Origin of the sequence: Aquabacterium olei (assembly GCF_003100395.1) — a bacterium.
In the GTDB taxonomy this organism is placed as follows: Bacteria; Pseudomonadota; Gammaproteobacteria; order Burkholderiales; family Burkholderiaceae_C; genus Aquabacterium; species Aquabacterium olei.
In genome coordinates this window covers 537,237-554,422 of record NZ_CP029210.1, presented here as the reverse complement: position 1 = coordinate 554,422, position 17,186 = coordinate 537,237, and the positions used below count along the sequence as shown (strand labels likewise).

The 17,186-nt window shown below is 63.0% G+C and carries 14 protein-coding genes; 3 read left to right on the top strand and 11 right to left on the bottom strand.

Annotated elements, in window-relative coordinates:
• Nucleotides 1-2 precede the first annotated feature (2 nt).
• Nucleotides 3-899 carry a biotin--[acetyl-CoA-carboxylase] ligase gene (locus DEH84_RS02440; protein ID WP_245932661.1) on the top strand — a complete coding sequence of 299 codons (897 nt, stop codon included), beginning with the start codon at nt 3-5 and terminating at the stop codon, nt 897-899.
• 12 nt (nt 900-911) lie between these two features.
• Complete coding sequence (locus DEH84_RS02435; RefSeq protein WP_109034453.1) at nt 912-1,622, top strand: sporulation protein; 711 nt, start codon at nt 912-914, stop codon at nt 1,620-1,622.
• Here DEH84_RS02435 and DEH84_RS02430 read toward each other — a convergent pair.
• The 4 genes from DEH84_RS02430 to DEH84_RS02410 form a co-directional block, all read right to left on the bottom strand.
• The gene (locus tag DEH84_RS02430) at nt 1,592-3,463 is read right to left on the bottom strand and encodes a S8 family serine peptidase (protein ID WP_159098816.1); all 1,872 of its coding nucleotides are present in this window, start codon (nt 3,461-3,463) and stop codon (nt 1,592-1,594) included. The genes DEH84_RS02435 and DEH84_RS02430 overlap by 31 nt on opposite strands.
• A gap of 189 nt (nt 3,464-3,652) precedes the next feature.
• Complete coding sequence (gene gap, locus DEH84_RS02420; protein WP_109034448.1) at nt 3,653-4,654, bottom strand: type I glyceraldehyde-3-phosphate dehydrogenase; 1,002 nt, start codon at nt 4,652-4,654, stop codon at nt 3,653-3,655.
• Between the two features lie 99 nt (nt 4,655-4,753).
• Nucleotides 4,754-6,802: a transketolase gene (tkt, locus tag DEH84_RS02415; RefSeq protein WP_109034446.1), complete on the bottom strand. Its 2,049-nt coding sequence runs from the start codon at nt 6,800-6,802 to the stop codon at nt 4,754-4,756.
• Between the two features lie 71 nt (nt 6,803-6,873).
• A complete protein-coding gene (locus DEH84_RS02410) occupies nt 6,874-8,514 on the bottom strand; it encodes a glycosyltransferase family protein (RefSeq protein WP_109034443.1) in 1,641 nt (546 codons plus the stop codon).
• Between the two features lie 78 nt (nt 8,515-8,592).
• On the opposite strand from DEH84_RS02410, the gene DEH84_RS02405 reads away from it, so the two are divergent.
• Nucleotides 8,593-9,822, top strand: coding sequence for a glycosyltransferase family 87 protein (locus DEH84_RS02405; RefSeq protein ID WP_159098815.1), 1,230 nt, complete (start codon nt 8,593-8,595; stop codon nt 9,820-9,822).
• Here DEH84_RS02405 and DEH84_RS19040 read toward each other — a convergent pair.
• The 7 genes from DEH84_RS19040 to DEH84_RS02370 all read right to left on the bottom strand — a co-directional run bounded on the left by DEH84_RS19040 (nt 9,799) and on the right by DEH84_RS02370 (nt 17,102).
• The gene (locus tag DEH84_RS19040) at nt 9,799-11,661 is read right to left on the bottom strand and encodes a tetratricopeptide repeat protein (RefSeq protein WP_159098814.1); all 1,863 of its coding nucleotides are present in this window, start codon (nt 11,659-11,661) and stop codon (nt 9,799-9,801) included. The genes DEH84_RS02405 and DEH84_RS19040 overlap by 24 nt on opposite strands.
• A complete protein-coding gene (locus DEH84_RS02395) occupies nt 11,658-12,110 on the bottom strand; it encodes a pilin (RefSeq protein WP_109034435.1) in 453 nt (150 codons plus the stop codon). Before DEH84_RS02395 ends, DEH84_RS19040 begins: the two co-directional genes overlap by 4 nt.
• Nucleotides 12,111-12,353: 243 nt before the next feature.
• Nucleotides 12,354-13,178, bottom strand: a complete 825-nt coding sequence (locus DEH84_RS02390; protein ID WP_109034432.1) for an MBL fold metallo-hydrolase — start codon at nt 13,176-13,178, stop codon at nt 12,354-12,356.
• A gap of 31 nt (nt 13,179-13,209) precedes the next feature.
• Complete coding sequence (locus tag DEH84_RS02385; protein WP_109034430.1) at nt 13,210-13,944, bottom strand: FHA domain-containing protein; 735 nt, start codon at nt 13,942-13,944, stop codon at nt 13,210-13,212.
• A gap of 31 nt (nt 13,945-13,975) precedes the next feature.
• The gene (locus DEH84_RS02380; protein ID WP_109034428.1) at nt 13,976-14,776 is read right to left on the bottom strand and encodes a Stp1/IreP family PP2C-type Ser/Thr phosphatase; all 801 of its coding nucleotides are present in this window, start codon (nt 14,774-14,776) and stop codon (nt 13,976-13,978) included.
• Between the two features lie 92 nt (nt 14,777-14,868).
• The gene (locus DEH84_RS19345) at nt 14,869-16,401 is read right to left on the bottom strand and encodes a serine/threonine-protein kinase (RefSeq protein ID WP_245932660.1); all 1,533 of its coding nucleotides are present in this window, start codon (nt 16,399-16,401) and stop codon (nt 14,869-14,871) included.
• A 5-nt stretch (nt 16,402-16,406) separates the two neighbouring features.
• On the bottom strand, nt 16,407-17,102 hold the full coding sequence (locus DEH84_RS02370) for a TerC family protein (protein WP_109034425.1): 696 nt from the start codon (nt 17,100-17,102) through the stop codon (nt 16,407-16,409).
• Between the last annotated feature and the right edge of the window lie 84 nt (nt 17,103-17,186).

Sequence of the window (17,186 nt, the reverse complement as noted above, 5' to 3'; positions counted from 1 at the left end):
GCATGACCGAAACCGATCAGGCTGGGCTGGACGCCGCCGTGGCGGACCTGAATGCGGCCGCCGAACGGATCTGGATGGCGTGCCAGGCCGATTGGCCCGGCCTGTCGGTCGAGGTGCAGCCCGAGCTGGCGTCCACCAACACCACCCTCATGGCCCGCGCCGACGAGGCGGAGCCCGGCCCCGTTCTGCTGACTGCGGCCAGCCAGACCGCCGGGCGGGGCCGACAGGGCCGGCAGTGGGCCGCCCGCGCGGGTGACAGCCTGGCTTTCTCGCTCGGGCTCCCCGTGGCGCTGGACGCGATTCCGGGCGGCGGCAGCGCCCTGTCGCTTGCCGTCGGTCTGGCGGTGGCCGAAGCGCTCGACGCACTGCGTGCGGAACGCGAGCGATCCACGGGCCTCGGTGCACCGCAGCCGCTGGGCCTCAAGTGGCCGAACGACCTGTGGCTGGAAGGCCGCAAGCTCGGGGGCATCCTGATCGAAGCGCGCAGCGGGGCCCATCTGCCACACGGGTACCGTTGGCTCGTGATCGGCGTGGGCCTGAATGTGCGGGCTGCCGTGCTGCCCGGCACCGCCTGCGTGGCCGAGGGCCTGCCCGCCTCCGCACGACCGACCGCGGGTGAGGCCTGGACGGCCGTGGCCCCCGCGCTGCTGCAAGGCGTGCGGGCCTTCGTTCGGCATGGCTTTGCATCACTGCAGGCCGCCTATGCCGAGCGTGACGTGCTGGCCGGCCAGCCTGTGGCCTTGTGGACACGCACCGGCGCCGATCCGCTCGCCGACGCACCGCACGCCTCCGGCATCGCCACCGGCGTGGATGGGCACGGGGCCTTGCTCGTGCATACTGACGCCGGACTTCGCGCGTGGTCCAGCGGCGACGTCACAGTCCGCCCTCACGCCTCCTGACACCTCCACCCCATGCTGCGCTCCCTGGTGCTGATCCTGCTGCTTGTCAACGCCGCCTTCTTCGCGTGGACGCAGGGCTGGCTGAATGAGGTTGTCGGCATCCGGCCCGATGGGCAGCGCGAGCCCCAGCGTCTGACGCAGCAAAAGGCAGCCAGCCAGCTGATCGTGGTGACGCCCGAACCCGCGGAGACGCCCCGGAGCGCGCCCGCGGTTTCGCCAGCCAGCGAGCCGGCGTCGGCCGCTGTGGCGTCGGCCAGCGAGGCCGAGAGCACCCGCTGTCTGGAGGCCGGCCCCTTCCCCGCCACCCAGCGCACCCAACTCGAAGCGCTGCTGCGGCCGGTGCTGCCCACCGCCGCGCGGCAGATCGACACCGTCACGGTGCAAGGGCTGTGGATGGTCTACATGGGTCCGTACGCAGACAATGACGCGCTCGGGCGCAAGCAGGACGAGTTGCGGCGCATTCGTGGCATCACGTTCGAGCCCGTTCGCGCCCCCGCCAGCCTGGCACCGGGTCTCTCGCTGGGCCGCTACACCACGCAGGCGGACGCAGAAGCCGCGCTGGAGCGCATCCGGCTGCGCGGCATCCGCACGGCCCGCACCGTGACGCTGCGACCCGCTGGCGAGCTGCTCGTGGTGCGCGTGCCACGCGCCTCGGGCGCCGACCAGCAGGCGCTGGCCGCGCTCACCCTGCCTCAGAACCGCGGCTTCGCCGCCTGCCGCTGAGATCGCCGCCCGGTGCTCGCGGCCAGTGCCAGCAAGGCAGCCCAAGCGAGCGACCACCCCGCCGTCATCGCACCACCGCCTGAGCCGCCCGTGCGCGGCGGCGGGGTCTGCAGACGCGGCGGCACGAACCAGCTCGCAGTGACCGTGGTTTCGGGCGCCTCTCGGGCCCCCACGGCGTCCACCCGACCTGCCGCCCAAAGCACGGCTTTCTCGGCATCCAGCACGCCGCTGCCGCAGGTCGTCGTGTCGCAATAGCAGTTCTGCTGCGGCTGACCGGCCGAACACACGGCTGAGAACCCGGGCACGCTGCCCGTCGCCACGTGGGGCCGCAGTCCACCGGTCGGCCCGGGGTCGGTCAGCACTGCTTGCAGTTCATCGACGGTGATCGATGGATCCAATGCCAGCATCATGGCCGCCACCCCGGCCGCCATGGGCGCGGCAAAGCTGGTGCCCGCGGCATAAACCGCCCCAGGCGTGGCGCTGCTGCCTTCACCGGAGTAACCGGGCAGCAGGAGGTAGTCGTCGTTGATCCCCGTGCGCTCTCCCGAGGCCACGGCCAGCCCGCTGGTCGTCTGGTTGGCATAGTGGGCCTTCAGGCCGCGCTTGCTCAGGCCCGTCACGGCCAGCACGCCGGCACAATTGGCAGGCCGGCTGGCCGCCCCCGCACCGGTCACGAAATCGCCATTGCCCGCCGAGGCCACGATCAGCGCGCCCTTGCTGCGCACGGCGGCGATGGCCTGCCGGTACAGCCAGGCAGCATCGCGGTCGCTGTTGGCGCCGGTACAACTGCCCGCCCCACCGAAGCTCAGGTTGATGACCCGTGCCGGCGCCGGATTCACCAGCGGCTCGCCCTGATAGCGTACGCCGGCCGCCCACAGCAGCCCCTCGATCACGTCCATGACCGAGGCCCCGCAACTGCCGCTTACCCGCACCGGCAGCACCAGCGGCCCCCCCGCCCGCCCCTGCCCCAGCTGGGGCAGCATGCCCACCACGCCAAGGGTGTTTCCACTGTCCAGCGCCCTCGGCATGGCGCCCAGCATGCCCGCGATGGTGGGGCCGTGCCACGTGCTCCCGTGCGCGCCGCAGACCTCCGCGGGATACAGCGGCGGATCACGCGCGATCTCCAGGGACGTCAACTGGTCGCCCTCGTCTCTCGGGTCCGCATCGAGGCCATCGCCGTCCTTGGCGTACGCCGCCTCGCTGACGAAGTCGTAGCCCGCGAACCAACGGCCCGTGAGGCCCGGGATGTCACGCCGGCCGGAGTCCAGCACGGCAACCACGACCGGGTACAGCGCCCGCCCCGCAAGCTGATCCCAGGCACCCCGGACATTGGCCACCCCTTCCAGGCCACTCGTGGGCCGCGCCAGCCACCACTGCTGCGGCGCAAACGTGTCGGTCAACGGAGAGGCCAGCACGGGCGCCGTGTGCGGCGTCGGCAGGGCGGCCGCCGTCACACGCTCGTTGACGATGACCCATTCAACATCCGGGTCCGCGCGCCAGCGCGCTGCCTCGCGCTCGGCCTCGGCGCGCGTCATCAGACGCCGGGGGTTGACCACATGGGCGCCAAACGCCGTGGCCTTGCGCTCCAACAGCGACACCTGCCGCCGTTGCGCCACGGCCCTCAGCCGGGCGGCTTGAAGGCGGTCGGGCTCGGAGGTGCGCTGCGTGGCCGCCAACCGGACCACCGAGGCCGCCCCGCCCGATTCCCGCAACTTCACCACCAGCCCCGCAGCCCCCGCCGCATCCGCCGGCGTCCCGGCTGCGGCCCCCCACGCGGTGGCGCCCGCCCCTGCCAGGGCCCCCACAAACAGGGCACGCGCCACATCACGAACGCGTGACATCCCCAGCGACTTCCACCGCAACAGCCTGCTCACATCGGGCCCCCAAGCTCGAAAAGCCGCGATTATGTCGCAGGGCCCCGTGCGTGGCGCCGTGGGGCCGGCATGGGAAACACATGGGCACACATCGAGACAGATGACCTATGAAAAAGGCCCCTTTCGGGGCCTTTGGACACATGGGTGAGCGATTGCTTACTTCGCAATCACGCGTGCCATTTCCAGGCACTTGTTCGAGTAGCCCCACTCGTTGTCGTACCAGGACACGACCTTCACGAAGGTCTTGTCCAGTGCCAGGCCGGCTTCGGCGTCGAACACCGAGGTGCACGACTCACCGCGGAAGTCGGTCGCCACGACCTTGTCTTCCGTGTAGCCCAGCACGCCCTTCATGGCGCCTTCCGAGGCGGCCTTCATGGCCTTGCAGATGTCTTCGTACGAGGCTTCGGTGTTCAGCTCGACCGTCAGGTCGACCACCGACACGTCGGAGGTGGGCACGCGGAAGGCCATGCCGGTCAGCTTCTTGTTCAGCTCGGGGATCACCACGCCCACGGCCTTGGCAGCGCCAGTGCTCGAGGGGATGATGTTTTCCAGGATGCCGCGGCCGCCGCGCCAGTCCTTGTTCGACGGGCCGTCCACGGTCTTCTGCGTGGCGGTGGCAGCGTGCACGGTGGTCATCAGGCCGCGCTTGATGCCGAAGGTGTCGTTCAGCACCTTGGCCACCGGGGCCAGGCAGTTCGTGGTGCACGACGCGTTGGAGATGATGGTCTGACCGGCGTAGGTCTTGTCGTTCACGCCGTAGACGAACATCGGGGTGTCGTCCTTCGACGGGGCCGACATGATGACCTTCTTGGCGCCGGCCTTGATGTGGGCTTCGGCGGTTTCCTTGGTCAGGAACAGGCCGGTCGACTCGATCACGATGTCGGCGCCGACTTCGTTCCAGGCCAGCTCGGCCGGGTTCTTCACGGCGGTCAGGCGGATCTTCTTGCCATTGACGATCAGGTTGTTGCCGTCAACGGCGACGTCACCCTTGAAGCGACCGTGCACGCTGTCGTACTTCAGCATGTAAGCCAGGTAGTCCGGCTCCAGCAGGTCGTTGATGCCGACGATCTCGATGTCGTTGGCGAAGTTCTGGACTGCTGCACGGAACACCATGCGGCCGATGCGGCCGAAGCCGTTGATACCGATCTTGATCGTCATGTTGGTCTTACCTCAGAGAGTGAATGAACTGGGTGATGGGGGCAGGCGCCCGACGCGGCACGGGGCCGCCGGGGCAGCCCCATCCCAGGCTGCGCGCGTTTACTTCTTGATCGACAGGACCTTGCGAACCGTGGCGACGACGTTCTCGGTGGTGAAGCCGAAGTGCTTGAACAGCACGCCGGCCGGCGCCGATTCGCCGTAGGTGTCGATGCCGACGACAGCATCCACACCATACTTCCACCAGAAGTCGGTCACGCCCGCTTCCACCGCAATGCGGGGGAGCTTGTTCGGCAGCACGGCCTTCTTGTAGGCCACGTCCTGGCGGTCAAACACCGTGGTCGACGGCATCGACACCACGCGCACCGGGATCTTCTGCTTGGCCAGCTCGGCCTGCGCATGCAGGGCCAGCTGCACTTCCGAACCCGTGGCGATGATCACGGCCACCGGCTTCTTCTTCAGGCCCACTTCCGACGGCTCGGCCAGGATGTAAGCGCCCTGGGTGATGACGTCGGCGTCGACCTTCGGCGCGTACGGCAGGTTCTGGCGCGACAGCAGCAGCGCAGTCGGGCGGTTCTTGTTGGCCAGCGCGATCGACCAGGCCACGGCGGTTTCCGTCGTGTCGGCCGGACGCCAGACGTCCAGACCCGGGATCAGACGCAGGCTGGCGGCGTGCTCCACCGACTGGTGGGTCGGGCCGTCTTCACCCAGGCCGATCGAATCGTGCGTGAACACGTGGATCACGCGCTGCTTCATCAGCGCGGCCATGCGGATGGCGTTGCGGCTGTAGTCGCTGAAGGTCAGGAAAGTGCCGCCGTAGGGGATGAAGCCGCCGTGCAGCGCCACGCCGTTCATGATGGCGGCCATGCCGAACTCGCGCACACCGTAGTTGATGTGGCGGCCGGGCTTGCCCAGCTCCGTGACGGCCACCGAGCCGTCGTCCTCGAAGCGCACGGGCGGCGTACTCTTGGTGTTGGTCAGGTTCGAGCCGGTCAGGTCGGCCGACCCGCCCAGCAGCTCGGGCAGCGCAGCCGTGAAGTGCTCCAGCGCCTGCTGGCTGGCCTTGCGACTGGCCACGGTCTCGGCCTTGTCGTGGGCTGCGGCCACGGCTTGCACAGCGATCTCCGAGAAGTTGGCAGGCAGCTCGCCGGCCATGCGGCGCACGTACTCGGCAGCCAGCTCGGGGAAAGCGGCCTTGTAGGCATCGAAGCGGGCATTCCAGTCGTTGACCAGCAACTCACCATCGGCCTTGGCGTTCCAGTCGGCGTACACCTCTTCCGGCAGCATGAAGGGCTCGTGCACCCAGCTCAGTGCCTCGCGGGTCAGCTTGATCTCGTCGCCGCCCAGCGGCTCGCCGTGGGCCTTGGCCGTGTTGGCGCGGTTGGGCGAGCCCTTGCCGATGTGGGTCTTGCAGACGATCAGCGTAGGCTTGTCGCCGCTCAGCTTGGCGCGCTCGATGGCGGCGTCGACGGCGTCGATGTCATGGCCGTCGACGGGGCCGACCACGTTCCAGCCACAGGCCTCGAAACGCTTGGGCGTGTTGTCGATGAACCAGGGCGTGACCTGACCGTCGATCGAGATGCCGTTGTCGTCGTACAGGGCGATCAGCTTGTTGAGCTTCCAGGCGCCGGCCAGGGCCACGGCCTCGTGGCTGATGCCTTCCATCAGGCAGCCATCACCCAGGAAAGCGTAGGTGTGGTGGTCGACGATGCGGTGGCCTTCGCGGTTGAACTCGGCGGCCAGCAGCTTCTCGGCCAGCGCAAAGCCCACGGCGTTGGTGATGCCCTGACCCAGCGGGCCGGTGGTCGTTTCGACGCCCGGGGTGATGCCGACTTCCGGGTGGCCCGGCGTCTTGCTGTGCATCTGGCGGAAAGCCTTGAGGTCATCGACCGACAGGTCGTAGCCGCTCAGGTGCAGCAGCGCGTAGATCAGCATCGAGGCGTGGCCGTTCGACAGCACGAAGCGGTCACGGTCCAGCCATTGCGGGTTCGTCGGGCTGTGGCGCAGGTGCCGGCTCCACAGTGCCACGGCCATGTCGGCCATGCCCATCGGCGCCCCGGGGTGGCCGGAGTTGGCTTGCTGGACGGCATCCATGGCCAGCACGCGGATCGCGTTGGCCATGGCGGTGGAGTTCTTGGTGGCGTTGGGCATGGTGGGCACGAGCGACGGAATATCAAGAGGCGATGATTCTACCGTCTTGCCGCCTCGCCTCCCCTGCACCGCTACTTGAAACGGATCACTCTTGTACCGGCCCCAGCACAGGCAACAGAGGTCTTCTCTGTTGCTGGCACCTCTACGAAACCCCCAACAAGTGCGGGGGAAACCGACGCTAGACGCAGTGCCTCAGAGTGAGCGCCTGTCAGCACTCTGTAGATGGCCCGAAAGCGCTCCGCACTGAATAGCTCGTGACTACGAGTGATGAGAAGAGTGTCATTGAAATATGCGGCAACACGTGCGTCCGTAAAAGCATTTCGTTCTTGCTGCAACGATTTAATATATTCAATTGGCACGGGCCTCTCGAAATGACCGATTCGCGCACTTGGCAACGGCCGCAGACCTGCTAAGAAAAAATCCGAAAGTGCCAATGGATCGATGACCCGCACGGCGCGGTCGGCATAGTACACAGCCATGCCAATGTTGCATGCCATATATATACCACCAGGATCGCGCATGTGCCTAGCATTATCTTTGAAATGGCCCAACACACCAGACTGAGCAATGGTTTCAAGGTCGGTCTGCCCATAATAGACATGTCGCTCATCGACAATACCCGACACAAACACCGGGCGAGCATCCCAATACCGAGATTCGTTATTGACCCGAAAACCCAACAACAACAGCATGCCGACAATGATCAAGCCAGATCGCGCTGACGAGAGCAACGTTGAGACGTCTTTATCCCCCGATCTATCCCGCACAGCATGCACAGATAATGCAAGCGACAACACCAGCGGGCCCACGAAGAATCTTCCGATCATGTAATCCGCACCGACAGACGCGATGTACACCAGGAAAAAAAAGATGGACACCAGATATGCGAACCTATATTTTGATCGAACAGAGAATTGCAACAACAAACTCCCTGCGAGCGCAAAATACGCCAACGGATCAAAATGCCGCATGTACTCCAAGTACATCAAGGACTGGGCAACAGTATCGCCACCGACCACCTTTGCTCTCGCGGTATTTGGGACAGGCAAACCAAAATAGACAAGAGAGAAACCTGTCCACAGCAAGAAGGGCACCAACCCAGCCGCGAAGCCTACAGCAAAGTGTCGCCAACCATGTGGGCGACCCCAGGCGCCAACGATCTCAAAGATCAAAAATGGCAAGACAACCACAAAAATATCGTGCCTCGTTAACAAGCACATAGAGGTGGCCAGGCCCAACCAAAGTCCGCGATGAATCTTTGCCTTGACAAGCGCCAAGACAAAAAAAGTTATCGCCAACATAACCAACGGCGTCTCCAACCCCGACGTCATGTAATCACGCAGACTACGTGAGAGCAGGAAGGGCGACACAGACAACAGAAAAAGGCCGGTCCTCCGCTCCGCCAGAACATAGAATACGATCATGACGGCCGAAACCAGCAACAAGGACAGAAAAATGGCAGCCTGGAATATCTGCCCCGAAATCTCGTATGCAAAATAATTCAGAAATAACCACAGCGCAGACGTAAAAACCTGGACTCTCTCCCCAGGATTCCAGACAAACCCTTGCCCTCCCCGCATATTCTCCAGCACTCTAAAATTGATGAAGGCGTCCTCCGTCAGCCATGCGTACTGAAAAAAAACATACAGAAAAATCACAAAGAAGAGGCCGAAACTCACCCTCTTTGCAAATGTGTCACCTACTTCCAACATACATTTAGGCCTCTTTTGATGCAGAAGACTTTCAGCCCCCGTTGCGCAAAAATCGCATGCTTGATAAGCATAATCTGCATGGTTGTTCTCCCATTTAGCCTCGCCAAGCACTTCATGCTAGCGAGCGAGATGGTCGCCCATCCGGCCAGCACCGACTTTTATAAATTTTACATATCGGGTCTTCGCCTCCAAAGCGGAACAACCATGTATTGGCAATACGATAAGGCATCCGAAACCGTGTGCGACCCTTCAGGGCCACTCGAGTGCTTCACTCAGGCACGACTCGGACTTCATCCAAACTTAAACAGTCCAGCATTCGCCCCCGCCGCTTTTTTGATAGCGCGTCTCGGTTATGAGACATCATGGTGGACTTGGTTCTGCATTTCTCTCATTTGCATCTTTGTCACCTCTTGGATCATCGCCGAACAGCTACCAACAAACTTCTGCGGCAAGCAAGTTACGACATGGATATTCACGGCGCTAGTCTTAACTCACCCCGTACACGTCAGCCTGTCACTCGGGCAAGTCACTCCAATTCTGATGTTGCTCACAGCAGCCATGTTTCACGGCGCTACAAAAGGTAGTAAACGACTTGCTGGCTTCATCCTTGGCGCCCTGATTTGTTTAAAACCCTTTTTCGGCCTCTTCTTCGTGCCCCTGCTTGCTCGTAAAGATTACGAAACGGCTGCGTGCACCACCCTGGCCATCGTGATCATTGGTGCATCAACTGGGATTTGGCTCGGTCTCAGTACGTTCATTGACTTCACCCAAGCCGTCAACAGCATCACATGGAGCGCAAGCAACTGGAACGCCTCCCTATTCGGCTGGGTCTGTCGCATCTTTGGAGGCTCAGAGAATAGGCCGTTGATCGACGCGCCGCAACTCGGCGTGCTCCTGTACGTAGTGATAAGCATGGCGCTTACCGCCGCTTTATTTATTGTCAATCGTAAGCACACGCAAGCGTTATCCAACTGCCAGCTGCAAGACCGAGCACTGACCCAGACTCTGCCCACCATGCTACTTCTAGCACCGTTGGGCTGGATTTATTACTTCCCACTGCTTGCTTTCTGCATACCGAGCATGATCAAACAAGAACGTCGCTTTTTTCAATCAGCACTATTATTTTTCTTTTTGGCGGTGTGCCTAATCCCTCAAGCGTTGACCCTCGCCGCAGACTTAAATGATACAACACAACAACTGATCGAAGCATCGATTTACTTTTACGCGTTAGCAGGACTATGGGCTGCTTTTTTCATAACGAATCCGAGCCCCAAGTCGCCCACCTTAATCACGCAATCGCGCGAGTAAATCGGATCTCGCACGATCAGCGACCTGTCGCTGTTCTGGCATCATTCCGGCGATGGCAACTTGGTATTCCTTTTCTGCCACTTCACGCTTACCCTGACCGTAATATGCAAACGCACGCATGACTCTCGCCATTGCGTTGCGTCTATTGACGAACACCGCTTTCTCAGCCTCACCCAAGGCGTCTTTATATCGCCCAATCGCCAGCAAGGCTTCCGAGCGAAGCAAAAATATCCTTATTTCATCTGAGTTAGCGACGGGACTGTCCGATGGCAACCACATCTGGGCAGGATCGCCCCCGGTTTTGCGCACGACTTCCCAGAATTTTTCCGTGTGGGTTTCAACCGGCTCGAGAGTTTCAATCACCTTCGCCCATTCGCCCTTCTTTAAGTGCAACTGGGCGCGCAACATGGCTTCCTGCATCTTTACCTCGCGCACCGCAACTCCTACTGTAACGTCTTGCGCGAGCACCGCCTCCGCCTGGTCAATCATTCCATACGCGATGAGCGACGACACGTGATTCTTTCGAACGTAAGGCAACGACCCGTGCTTTTCTGCAGCCCATGCCCATAGAGTAAGGTCGCTTTTCCAGAGGGGAACTGTGACCTTCACATTCATCCAAAAGACAGCAAAGGCCAAGAGTGTCACTGCAATAGAGGCTGGGGTTTCTAGACGCAGAAGAGAGGGTGTTTTCAAAACCAAAACAACGCTCGATATAGCGATCATTGCGAGCGGCAATGTCAGATACCGATCCTGAGCAATACTGCCGGCCACACTCAAAGGCAAGACATTTATCACAGGCGCAATGACGCACATTATTGCAATCAGAAGCCACCAACGCCCTCGTAATCCTTGCACCACCATGAGACCAGCGAAGCAGGCCACCCCGGTGGAGACAAACAGCGGACGATAGCCATTCGCATAATCCCAGGGAATGGGGTGGTACGGTCCAATTGAGGTGAACGGTGCGAATACAAGCGAAGCGTAGGTCAGCAAGGTTTCACCTATCAAGGCAAAACGCCTCCAACCGCCCCACTCATTCGCAACGAATGTGTCGGTAAAAATCGCCTGATCGATGAAATAGCTTTTCGCGTAGAAATAGATCCCGGCACCCAGCAAACAAATTACCACCCCCTCAACCAGCCCTCTTAGCCGGATTACAGCAAAGCCAGCAGGTCGAGCATTCCTCTCTAGTGCATCGGACAATAATGCAAAAAAAATCGGCAACCCGATCACGGCTTCCTTGCTAAACATTGCTGCAAGGAAGAGAACAAATAAAATTGGTAATCTAGCGGCCCCACGCAGTAACAGCCCAGCCAAAACATAAACCAGCGCAATATTCGTCGCCAAGAGGTCAAATCTTGCGGACGCCCAAGCAACGGCTTCAATTAAAGCGGGGTGCAAGGCATAAAGCAATGTACCGCACCCCAACCACGTGACCGTTTTTACGTTCAGCGAACCCCGAATTCGCCGAGCAAGCACCAACATCACGGAAAAGATTAGCAAGGTATTCGCCAAATGTATGGCAATGCTGATCGTATGCGTGCGGGCTGAGTTTGAGCCCCCCCACTGCATCTCGGCAACAAATGTCCCGATGACCAGAGGGCGGAAATAGGGGGCGCCAGGAAGAACTGGCCCAAGGATCGTCTCTAAGCCACTTCGCCCGTGACCTCCGAGTGCACGGGCAACGATTTCCCAGTCGTCCCATACGTAGCCATTAGCCACGACGTCGCTATAAGCGAGGAGCAGAGCGACCGCCAGCAGCCCCACCCACAACCCTACATAGCCAGACAGTAAAAAAGGGCGCTCACGCGCCCTTTCTTCAGTTGCAATCCCGATCATGTGCCGCTGCGGCAAGAAGCAGGACGGTACTTGTTCTCCAGCGTGCCGCTGCATGCCCAATTGATGCTGCCCGTTGCAGTTGCACCGGCGGTCAGCGGCGAGCCGCCAGACGTAGGCGTCAGTGTGAGTGAGTTTGCGGACGATGCAGAACCCCCAGCAGTGGACGTGTAGGTAATGGTGATCACCCCAGTAGAACCTGCAACGCTAACGCTGGAGACGTTGGCCGTCGAGTTGGGGGAGGTCCAACCAAGGTTCAGCGGGCTGGTACCCGCTGCGGCATTCTCGGACACCGTGGTTTTAGCGGACGATGCTAGAGACAGACCCTCAGTCACACGGGCCCGGATGGTGTAGTCCTGATACGCCGGCAGCGCCACAGCCGCCAGAATACCGATGATCGCCACAACGATCATCAGTTCGATCAGGGTAAAACCTTGTTGAACGCGCTTCATGTTCACTCCTAGAGGCTTGCGCCCACTTGTTGAATCAACTTCGGTCAGGCACCTCGCCTTGACCACGTCGTTCATTAGGCAGGGTCTGTGCCAGCATGAACCGATGAAAAAACCGTGACTTACACCACACCTCAAAAGCCAAAGGTGACAAAGTTCGGCACATTGGCGAGCACCCCCTCACCCAAAGGATGAGCAAACTTCGTCACCTTCATCGCACCTGACAATTTTTGTCAGCCGGCTCGCTCAGGCGCCACCTTCGGTGCCGCGCGTGAGATGAAACCGCTGGCCTTCCCGCAGCGGCTCGATAAGATGCCGACTGTCCAGCGCCCGGATCTGTGACAGCACCGCCGGCACCTCGCCGGGCTTCGGGTGGGTGATGTACACACTCACCTCGCCATCCAGCTGCACTAGCTCCTGCGCCAGGCTCTGCGGCGACAAGTGACCGCTGATCTGAGCCAGGTGGGCTTCTTCGTTGCCGAACGCCGTCTCGATCACCAACTGGGCAATGCGATGGCCTTGCAGCGCCTGCCACAGCGCCGGATTCGGCCCCGTGTCGCCCGTGAAGACCCACCATCCTTGAGGCGTTTCCACCGCGTAGCCCACCGCGGGCACCGTGTGCGCCGCGGGCAGCACATGAACCCGTCGGTCCGGGAGCCCACCGCGCGCCGGGAACAGCAGCTCGGCCCCCACAGTCAACTCATGCAGCACCAGAATGGGCCGGGCCGCGCTCGGCAGGCGGGTGAAGTCGGGCCAGATGACGCCGTTGAAGACGTGCTGACGCAGCGCGTCGAGCGTTTCAGGCAACGCATGCACGTGGATTGGACGCAGGTCGTTCAAGCCACCCGCGCCCTGTCGCAGCTTGATCACCGTATCGGCAAGAAGCGGAATGGAGAGGACGTGGTCAAGGTGGCTGTGCGTCAGCAGGATGTGGTCGACCCGGGCGAGTTCATCCAGCCGCAGCTCTCCGACACCACTCCCCGCATCGATCAGGATGTCGTCGTCAAGCAGGAACGCGGTCGTGTGGCACCGCGCGGCAATCGAACCATGGCACCCCAGAACCCGGATCATGACGTGGCCTCCGGCGTGCGTGACAGGCCGGTCAGGCCTGGACGAACTGCATCTGCGTGCCAGCCAGCTCGATCAGGTCACCGCTCTTGAGGTGGACGGGATCGGCGGCCACCGCCTGGCCATTGACCAGGGGCCGCGCGGCCCCCTCCACGTGCGCAAACACATAGCCGCCGGGACGCTTGGTGATCGATGCAACCTGCACGCCGGGCTTGCCGACCGTGGTGACCACCTTGGTCAGCGCGACCTCGCGGCCAGCGGCTGCCCCGTTGAGCACCTTGATTGACGCCGGTGACTGCGCCCCCAGGCCGCCAAACCCGGTGCCCAACCCACCCGGCATGCTGTGGGCAAAACCGGGTGCAGGCGCAGCCGGAGGGGCGCCCACCGGCACGCTGCCCAGGCCGCCGGGACCCGTGTGCCCGCCCACCGCCGCGGGTGGCGTGCCGGGGCGCATGATCATGGTCTTTTCGTAGTCCTGGCCCTCTTCCGCCAGGTACTTGATCTTGTATTTGCCGATCTCGACCGTGTCGTTGTGCTGCAGCAGCTGCTTCTTGACGGCCTTCCCGTTGATGTAGGTGCCGTTGGTGCTGTTGAGGTCCTCGATGAACACGTCGCTGGCTACCATCTGCAGCACGGCATGCTCGCCACTCACCGCGAGGTTGTCGATGACGATGTCGTTGTATGGGCGACGCCCGAGCGAGGTCTTGTCCTTTGTGATCTGGACTTCTTTGATGACGACCCCGTCAAGCGAGACAACCAGCTTTCCCATTCGTAACCTCTCGGGTTGATCTTCTCGGTGTTCAGCCAGCGCCACCCAGGCGACGGAAGGGCCACCAGGAGCGGGCGGGTGGTTCGGCCGCTCCCTGCGCACGAACCAGTACCACGGCAATATTATCCCGGCCACCCGCTTCGTTGGCGGCAGCCACCAGGGCCGCCCCCATGTCCGGCAGCGAGTCGTGCGCAGCCATCACCTCGGCGATGCGCGCGTCAGGGAGCATGTCCGACAAGCCATCAGAGCACAGAAGGATGACATCGCCCGACTCGAGGTCGTGCTGGTGGGTTTCGAGCAGGACCATGTCCTCAACACCAACCGCCCGGGTCACCAGGTTCTTGTTGGAGGCGAACTGGGCCTGCTCGGGTGTGAGGATGCCAGCGTCAATTTGTTCCTGCAGTAACGAATGGTCTTTCGTCACCTGCTGCAACACGCCGCCCCGCCAACGGTAGGCACGCGAATCACCAATGTGGCCCAGCAGCATGCGACCGGAGCGGAACACACCCAGCACGAGCGTCGTGCCCATGCCCGCATAAGTCGGGTTCGAGGAAGCTGCAGAAAAGATGGCCCGGTTGGCGTTGTCGACGCAGATGTCCATGGCGCGGCGCACGTCGGCATCGCTGGCACTGTCGGCCGCCTCGGTCAACCAGCGGCCCAACTCGGCCTTGATGAAGTCGCACGCCATGCCGCTGGCCACCTCACCGGCGGCATAGCCGCCCATGCCGTCGGCCAGCACCGCCACGGCACATCGCTCGTCCAGGGCGACCGAATCCTCATTGTTCGTTCGCACCCGGCCGGTATCGGTCTGACTGTAGAACTCGAAGTCCATGGCGGGATTGTCACCTCGTTTTCGTCTTCGGGACCTGCCTCGGGTCGGCCAAACAGCCGGGCACTCACCCCCCATTCCCCCACGAGGGGGTGTCAAAGGGCAATATCAAGAGGCTGCAGCGCCCGCGCGACGGCGAGCAGGTCGGTGGCCATCTCGTGACCGGTGGCGTAGCGGGTTGTCGGATGCTTCTCCAGCGCGAGCGCCACGATGTCGCCCAGCGCCGCGGGCAGCTCGGGACGCAGCGAGCAGACATTCGGGGCCGTCTCGTGTGCAATGGCCCGCATCAGCACGGCCATCGAGTCATTGCGGTACGGCAACTGCCCGGTGAGCAACTGGAACAGCGTCACCCCCAGCGAGTACAGGTCGCTGCGGCCGTCGATGGTCTGCCCCGCAAGCTGTTCGGGCGACATGAAGGTCGGGGTGCCCAGCACGACGCCTGTCCGTGTGCGGGCCGCGTCGGCCACCCGGGCCACACCGAAGTCCATGACCTTCACGCTGCCTGCGCGCAGGTCGATCATGATGTTGGCGGGCTTGATGTCACGGTGCGTGACGCCGCGGCTGTGCGCGTAGGCCAGCGCCTCGGCCACCCGCGCCACAATGGGAAGCAATTGCGCCAGGGGCAACAGGCGGGTTCCTTGCGTGTGCTGGCTGAGGTCGACGCCCTCGATCAGCTCCATCGCGATGAACGCCACGCCGTCCTGCTCACCCGCATCGATGATGCTCACGATATCGGGGTGCTGCAGGCGACCCGCCATCTCGGCCTCACGCAGGAAGCGCGCGCGCGCATCGGCCAGCTCATCGCCCTGAAACTCCTGTGCGAGCGACATCGTCTTGAGCGCAACATGGCGATCGGTCGCCGGGTCATAGCCAAGAAAGACGGCGCCCATCGCACCCTTGCCAATCTGGCGCTCCACCAGGAACTTGCCGAGCTGCTTGCGCGCCACATCCGGCAACGGCCGCGCAGGCACGGTGCCCCAGGTGTTCATCGTCGCCGCCTGGGCCAGTCCACGGGCGCGCATCAGGCGCAGCTTCACCTGGCGCCACTCGGCGTCGATGTCGGCCATGTGTTCGTAGACATCGCGCGCGGCGTCGTACCGCCCTTCGCGCTCGAACGCCATCGCAATGCGATCCAGGGTTTCAAGGGCCGCCTGACGGTGGGCCGCCTCGGGAAAGAAGCCGCGCAAGGTGTCCCAGGCGCGGTCGACCGGGCCGTCGCCCAGCGCCTGGAGCGCCCGCTCGATCCGCTGGCGGCCGCCTGGCCGGATGCGCAACCAGTCGGCCGACTCCAGCTCGGCCAGCGCGTGCGGCTGGGTCTCGGGTCCTGGGTCGTTGGGCGGCGCACTCGGGCGCCAGACCGGCGCGGTCGTGGCCACCGCATTCCGGGGCGGCACATCAAGGTAAGACAGCACCGTTTCCGGGCCGGAGTCCGACTCTTGCTGATGCAGCGGCATGGGCGCCGTGCGGGCGTGTTCCCCCGTCACCGGTGTGCGGCTGGCGTTGCCGCTGCTGCCCGTCGCCGGCCACGGCTGGCGCACCGCCCTCTGCTGCCGGACCAACCACAGCGCGAGGCCGCACGCCAGGATCAACAGAACAGCAATGACAAGCAGCGACAGGAAGAGGTCCATGGGGTTCAGCTTTGCGCGGGCGCGCGCTTCGCCAGCATGGTACCCACGACCAGGACGAACAGCGCGCCAGCCACCCCCGCCACATGGTGGGTACCGCGACCCGGTGTGAGGTGATCGACCATAGCGGGGTCACCGACCGCCAGCGTCCCGGCAATCCAGCCCAGCAACATGCCACCCGCGGTGATGATCAGCGGGAAGCGGTCCATCAGCTTGAGCACCACGGTGCTGCCCCAGACGATGATCGGGATGCTGACGAGCAGACCGAAGATCACCAGTGGCATCTCGTGGCCAGCATGGCCCGAGCCTTGCGCCGCACCCGCAATGCCGATGACGTTGTCGACGCTCATGACGAAGTCGGCCACGATGATGGTCTTGATGGCGCCCAGCAGACGGTCGCTGCCGCTGACCTCGTGCGCGTCGTCCTCGGGCACGAGCAGCTTGATGCCGATCCACAGCAGCAGCCCCGCCCCCACCAGCTTGAGGTAAGGCAGCTTGAGCAGCGACATGGCGAAGAAGATGAGCACGACGCGCAGCACGATGGCGCCGGCCGTGCCCCAGATGACGCCGCGCGTGCGCAGGGCGGGAGGCAGGTTGCGACAGGCCAGCGCGATGACGACGGCGTTGTCGCCACCGAGCAGGATGTCGATCATCACGATCTGACCGACGGCCAGCCAGAATTCAGGGGTCAGGAAAGCGTCCATGAAAACTCAAACAGAACAGCCCCTGCGAAAGGGGCTGTGGTCAGTGAACGGGCCGGGGCACGGCGGGCGTGGCCCCGGCAGGCC

Coding starts and splice junctions, on each gene's coding strand:
- DEH84_RS02440 (WP_245932661.1), top strand. CDS start 3: ATGACCGAAACCGATCAGGCTGGGCTGGACGCCGCCGTGGCGGACCTG.
- DEH84_RS02435 (WP_109034453.1), top strand. CDS start 912: ATGCTGCGCTCCCTGGTGCTGATCCTGCTGCTTGTCAACGCCGCCTTC.
- DEH84_RS02430 (WP_159098816.1), bottom strand. CDS start 3,463: ATGTCACGCGTTCGTGATGTGGCGCGTGCCCTGTTTGTGGGGGCCCTG.
- gap (WP_109034448.1), bottom strand. CDS start 4,654: ATGACGATCAAGATCGGTATCAACGGCTTCGGCCGCATCGGCCGCATG.
- tkt (WP_109034446.1), bottom strand. CDS start 6,802: ATGCCCAACGCCACCAAGAACTCCACCGCCATGGCCAACGCGATCCGC.
- DEH84_RS02410 (WP_109034443.1), bottom strand. CDS start 8,514: ATGTTGGAAGTAGGTGACACATTTGCAAAGAGGGTGAGTTTCGGCCTC.
- DEH84_RS02405 (WP_159098815.1), top strand. CDS start 8,593: ATGGTTGTTCTCCCATTTAGCCTCGCCAAGCACTTCATGCTAGCGAGC.
- DEH84_RS19040 (WP_159098814.1), bottom strand. CDS start 11,661: ATGATCGGGATTGCAACTGAAGAAAGGGCGCGTGAGCGCCCTTTTTTA.
- DEH84_RS02395 (WP_109034435.1), bottom strand. CDS start 12,110: ATGAAGCGCGTTCAACAAGGTTTTACCCTGATCGAACTGATGATCGTT.
- DEH84_RS02390 (WP_109034432.1), bottom strand. CDS start 13,178: ATGATCCGGGTTCTGGGGTGCCATGGTTCGATTGCCGCGCGGTGCCAC.
- DEH84_RS02385 (WP_109034430.1), bottom strand. CDS start 13,944: ATGGGAAAGCTGGTTGTCTCGCTTGACGGGGTCGTCATCAAAGAAGTC.
- DEH84_RS02380 (WP_109034428.1), bottom strand. CDS start 14,776: ATGGACTTCGAGTTCTACAGTCAGACCGATACCGGCCGGGTGCGAACG.
- DEH84_RS19345 (WP_245932660.1), bottom strand. CDS start 16,401: ATGGACCTCTTCCTGTCGCTGCTTGTCATTGCTGTTCTGTTGATCCTG.
- DEH84_RS02370 (WP_109034425.1), bottom strand. CDS start 17,102: ATGGACGCTTTCCTGACCCCTGAATTCTGGCTGGCCGTCGGTCAGATC.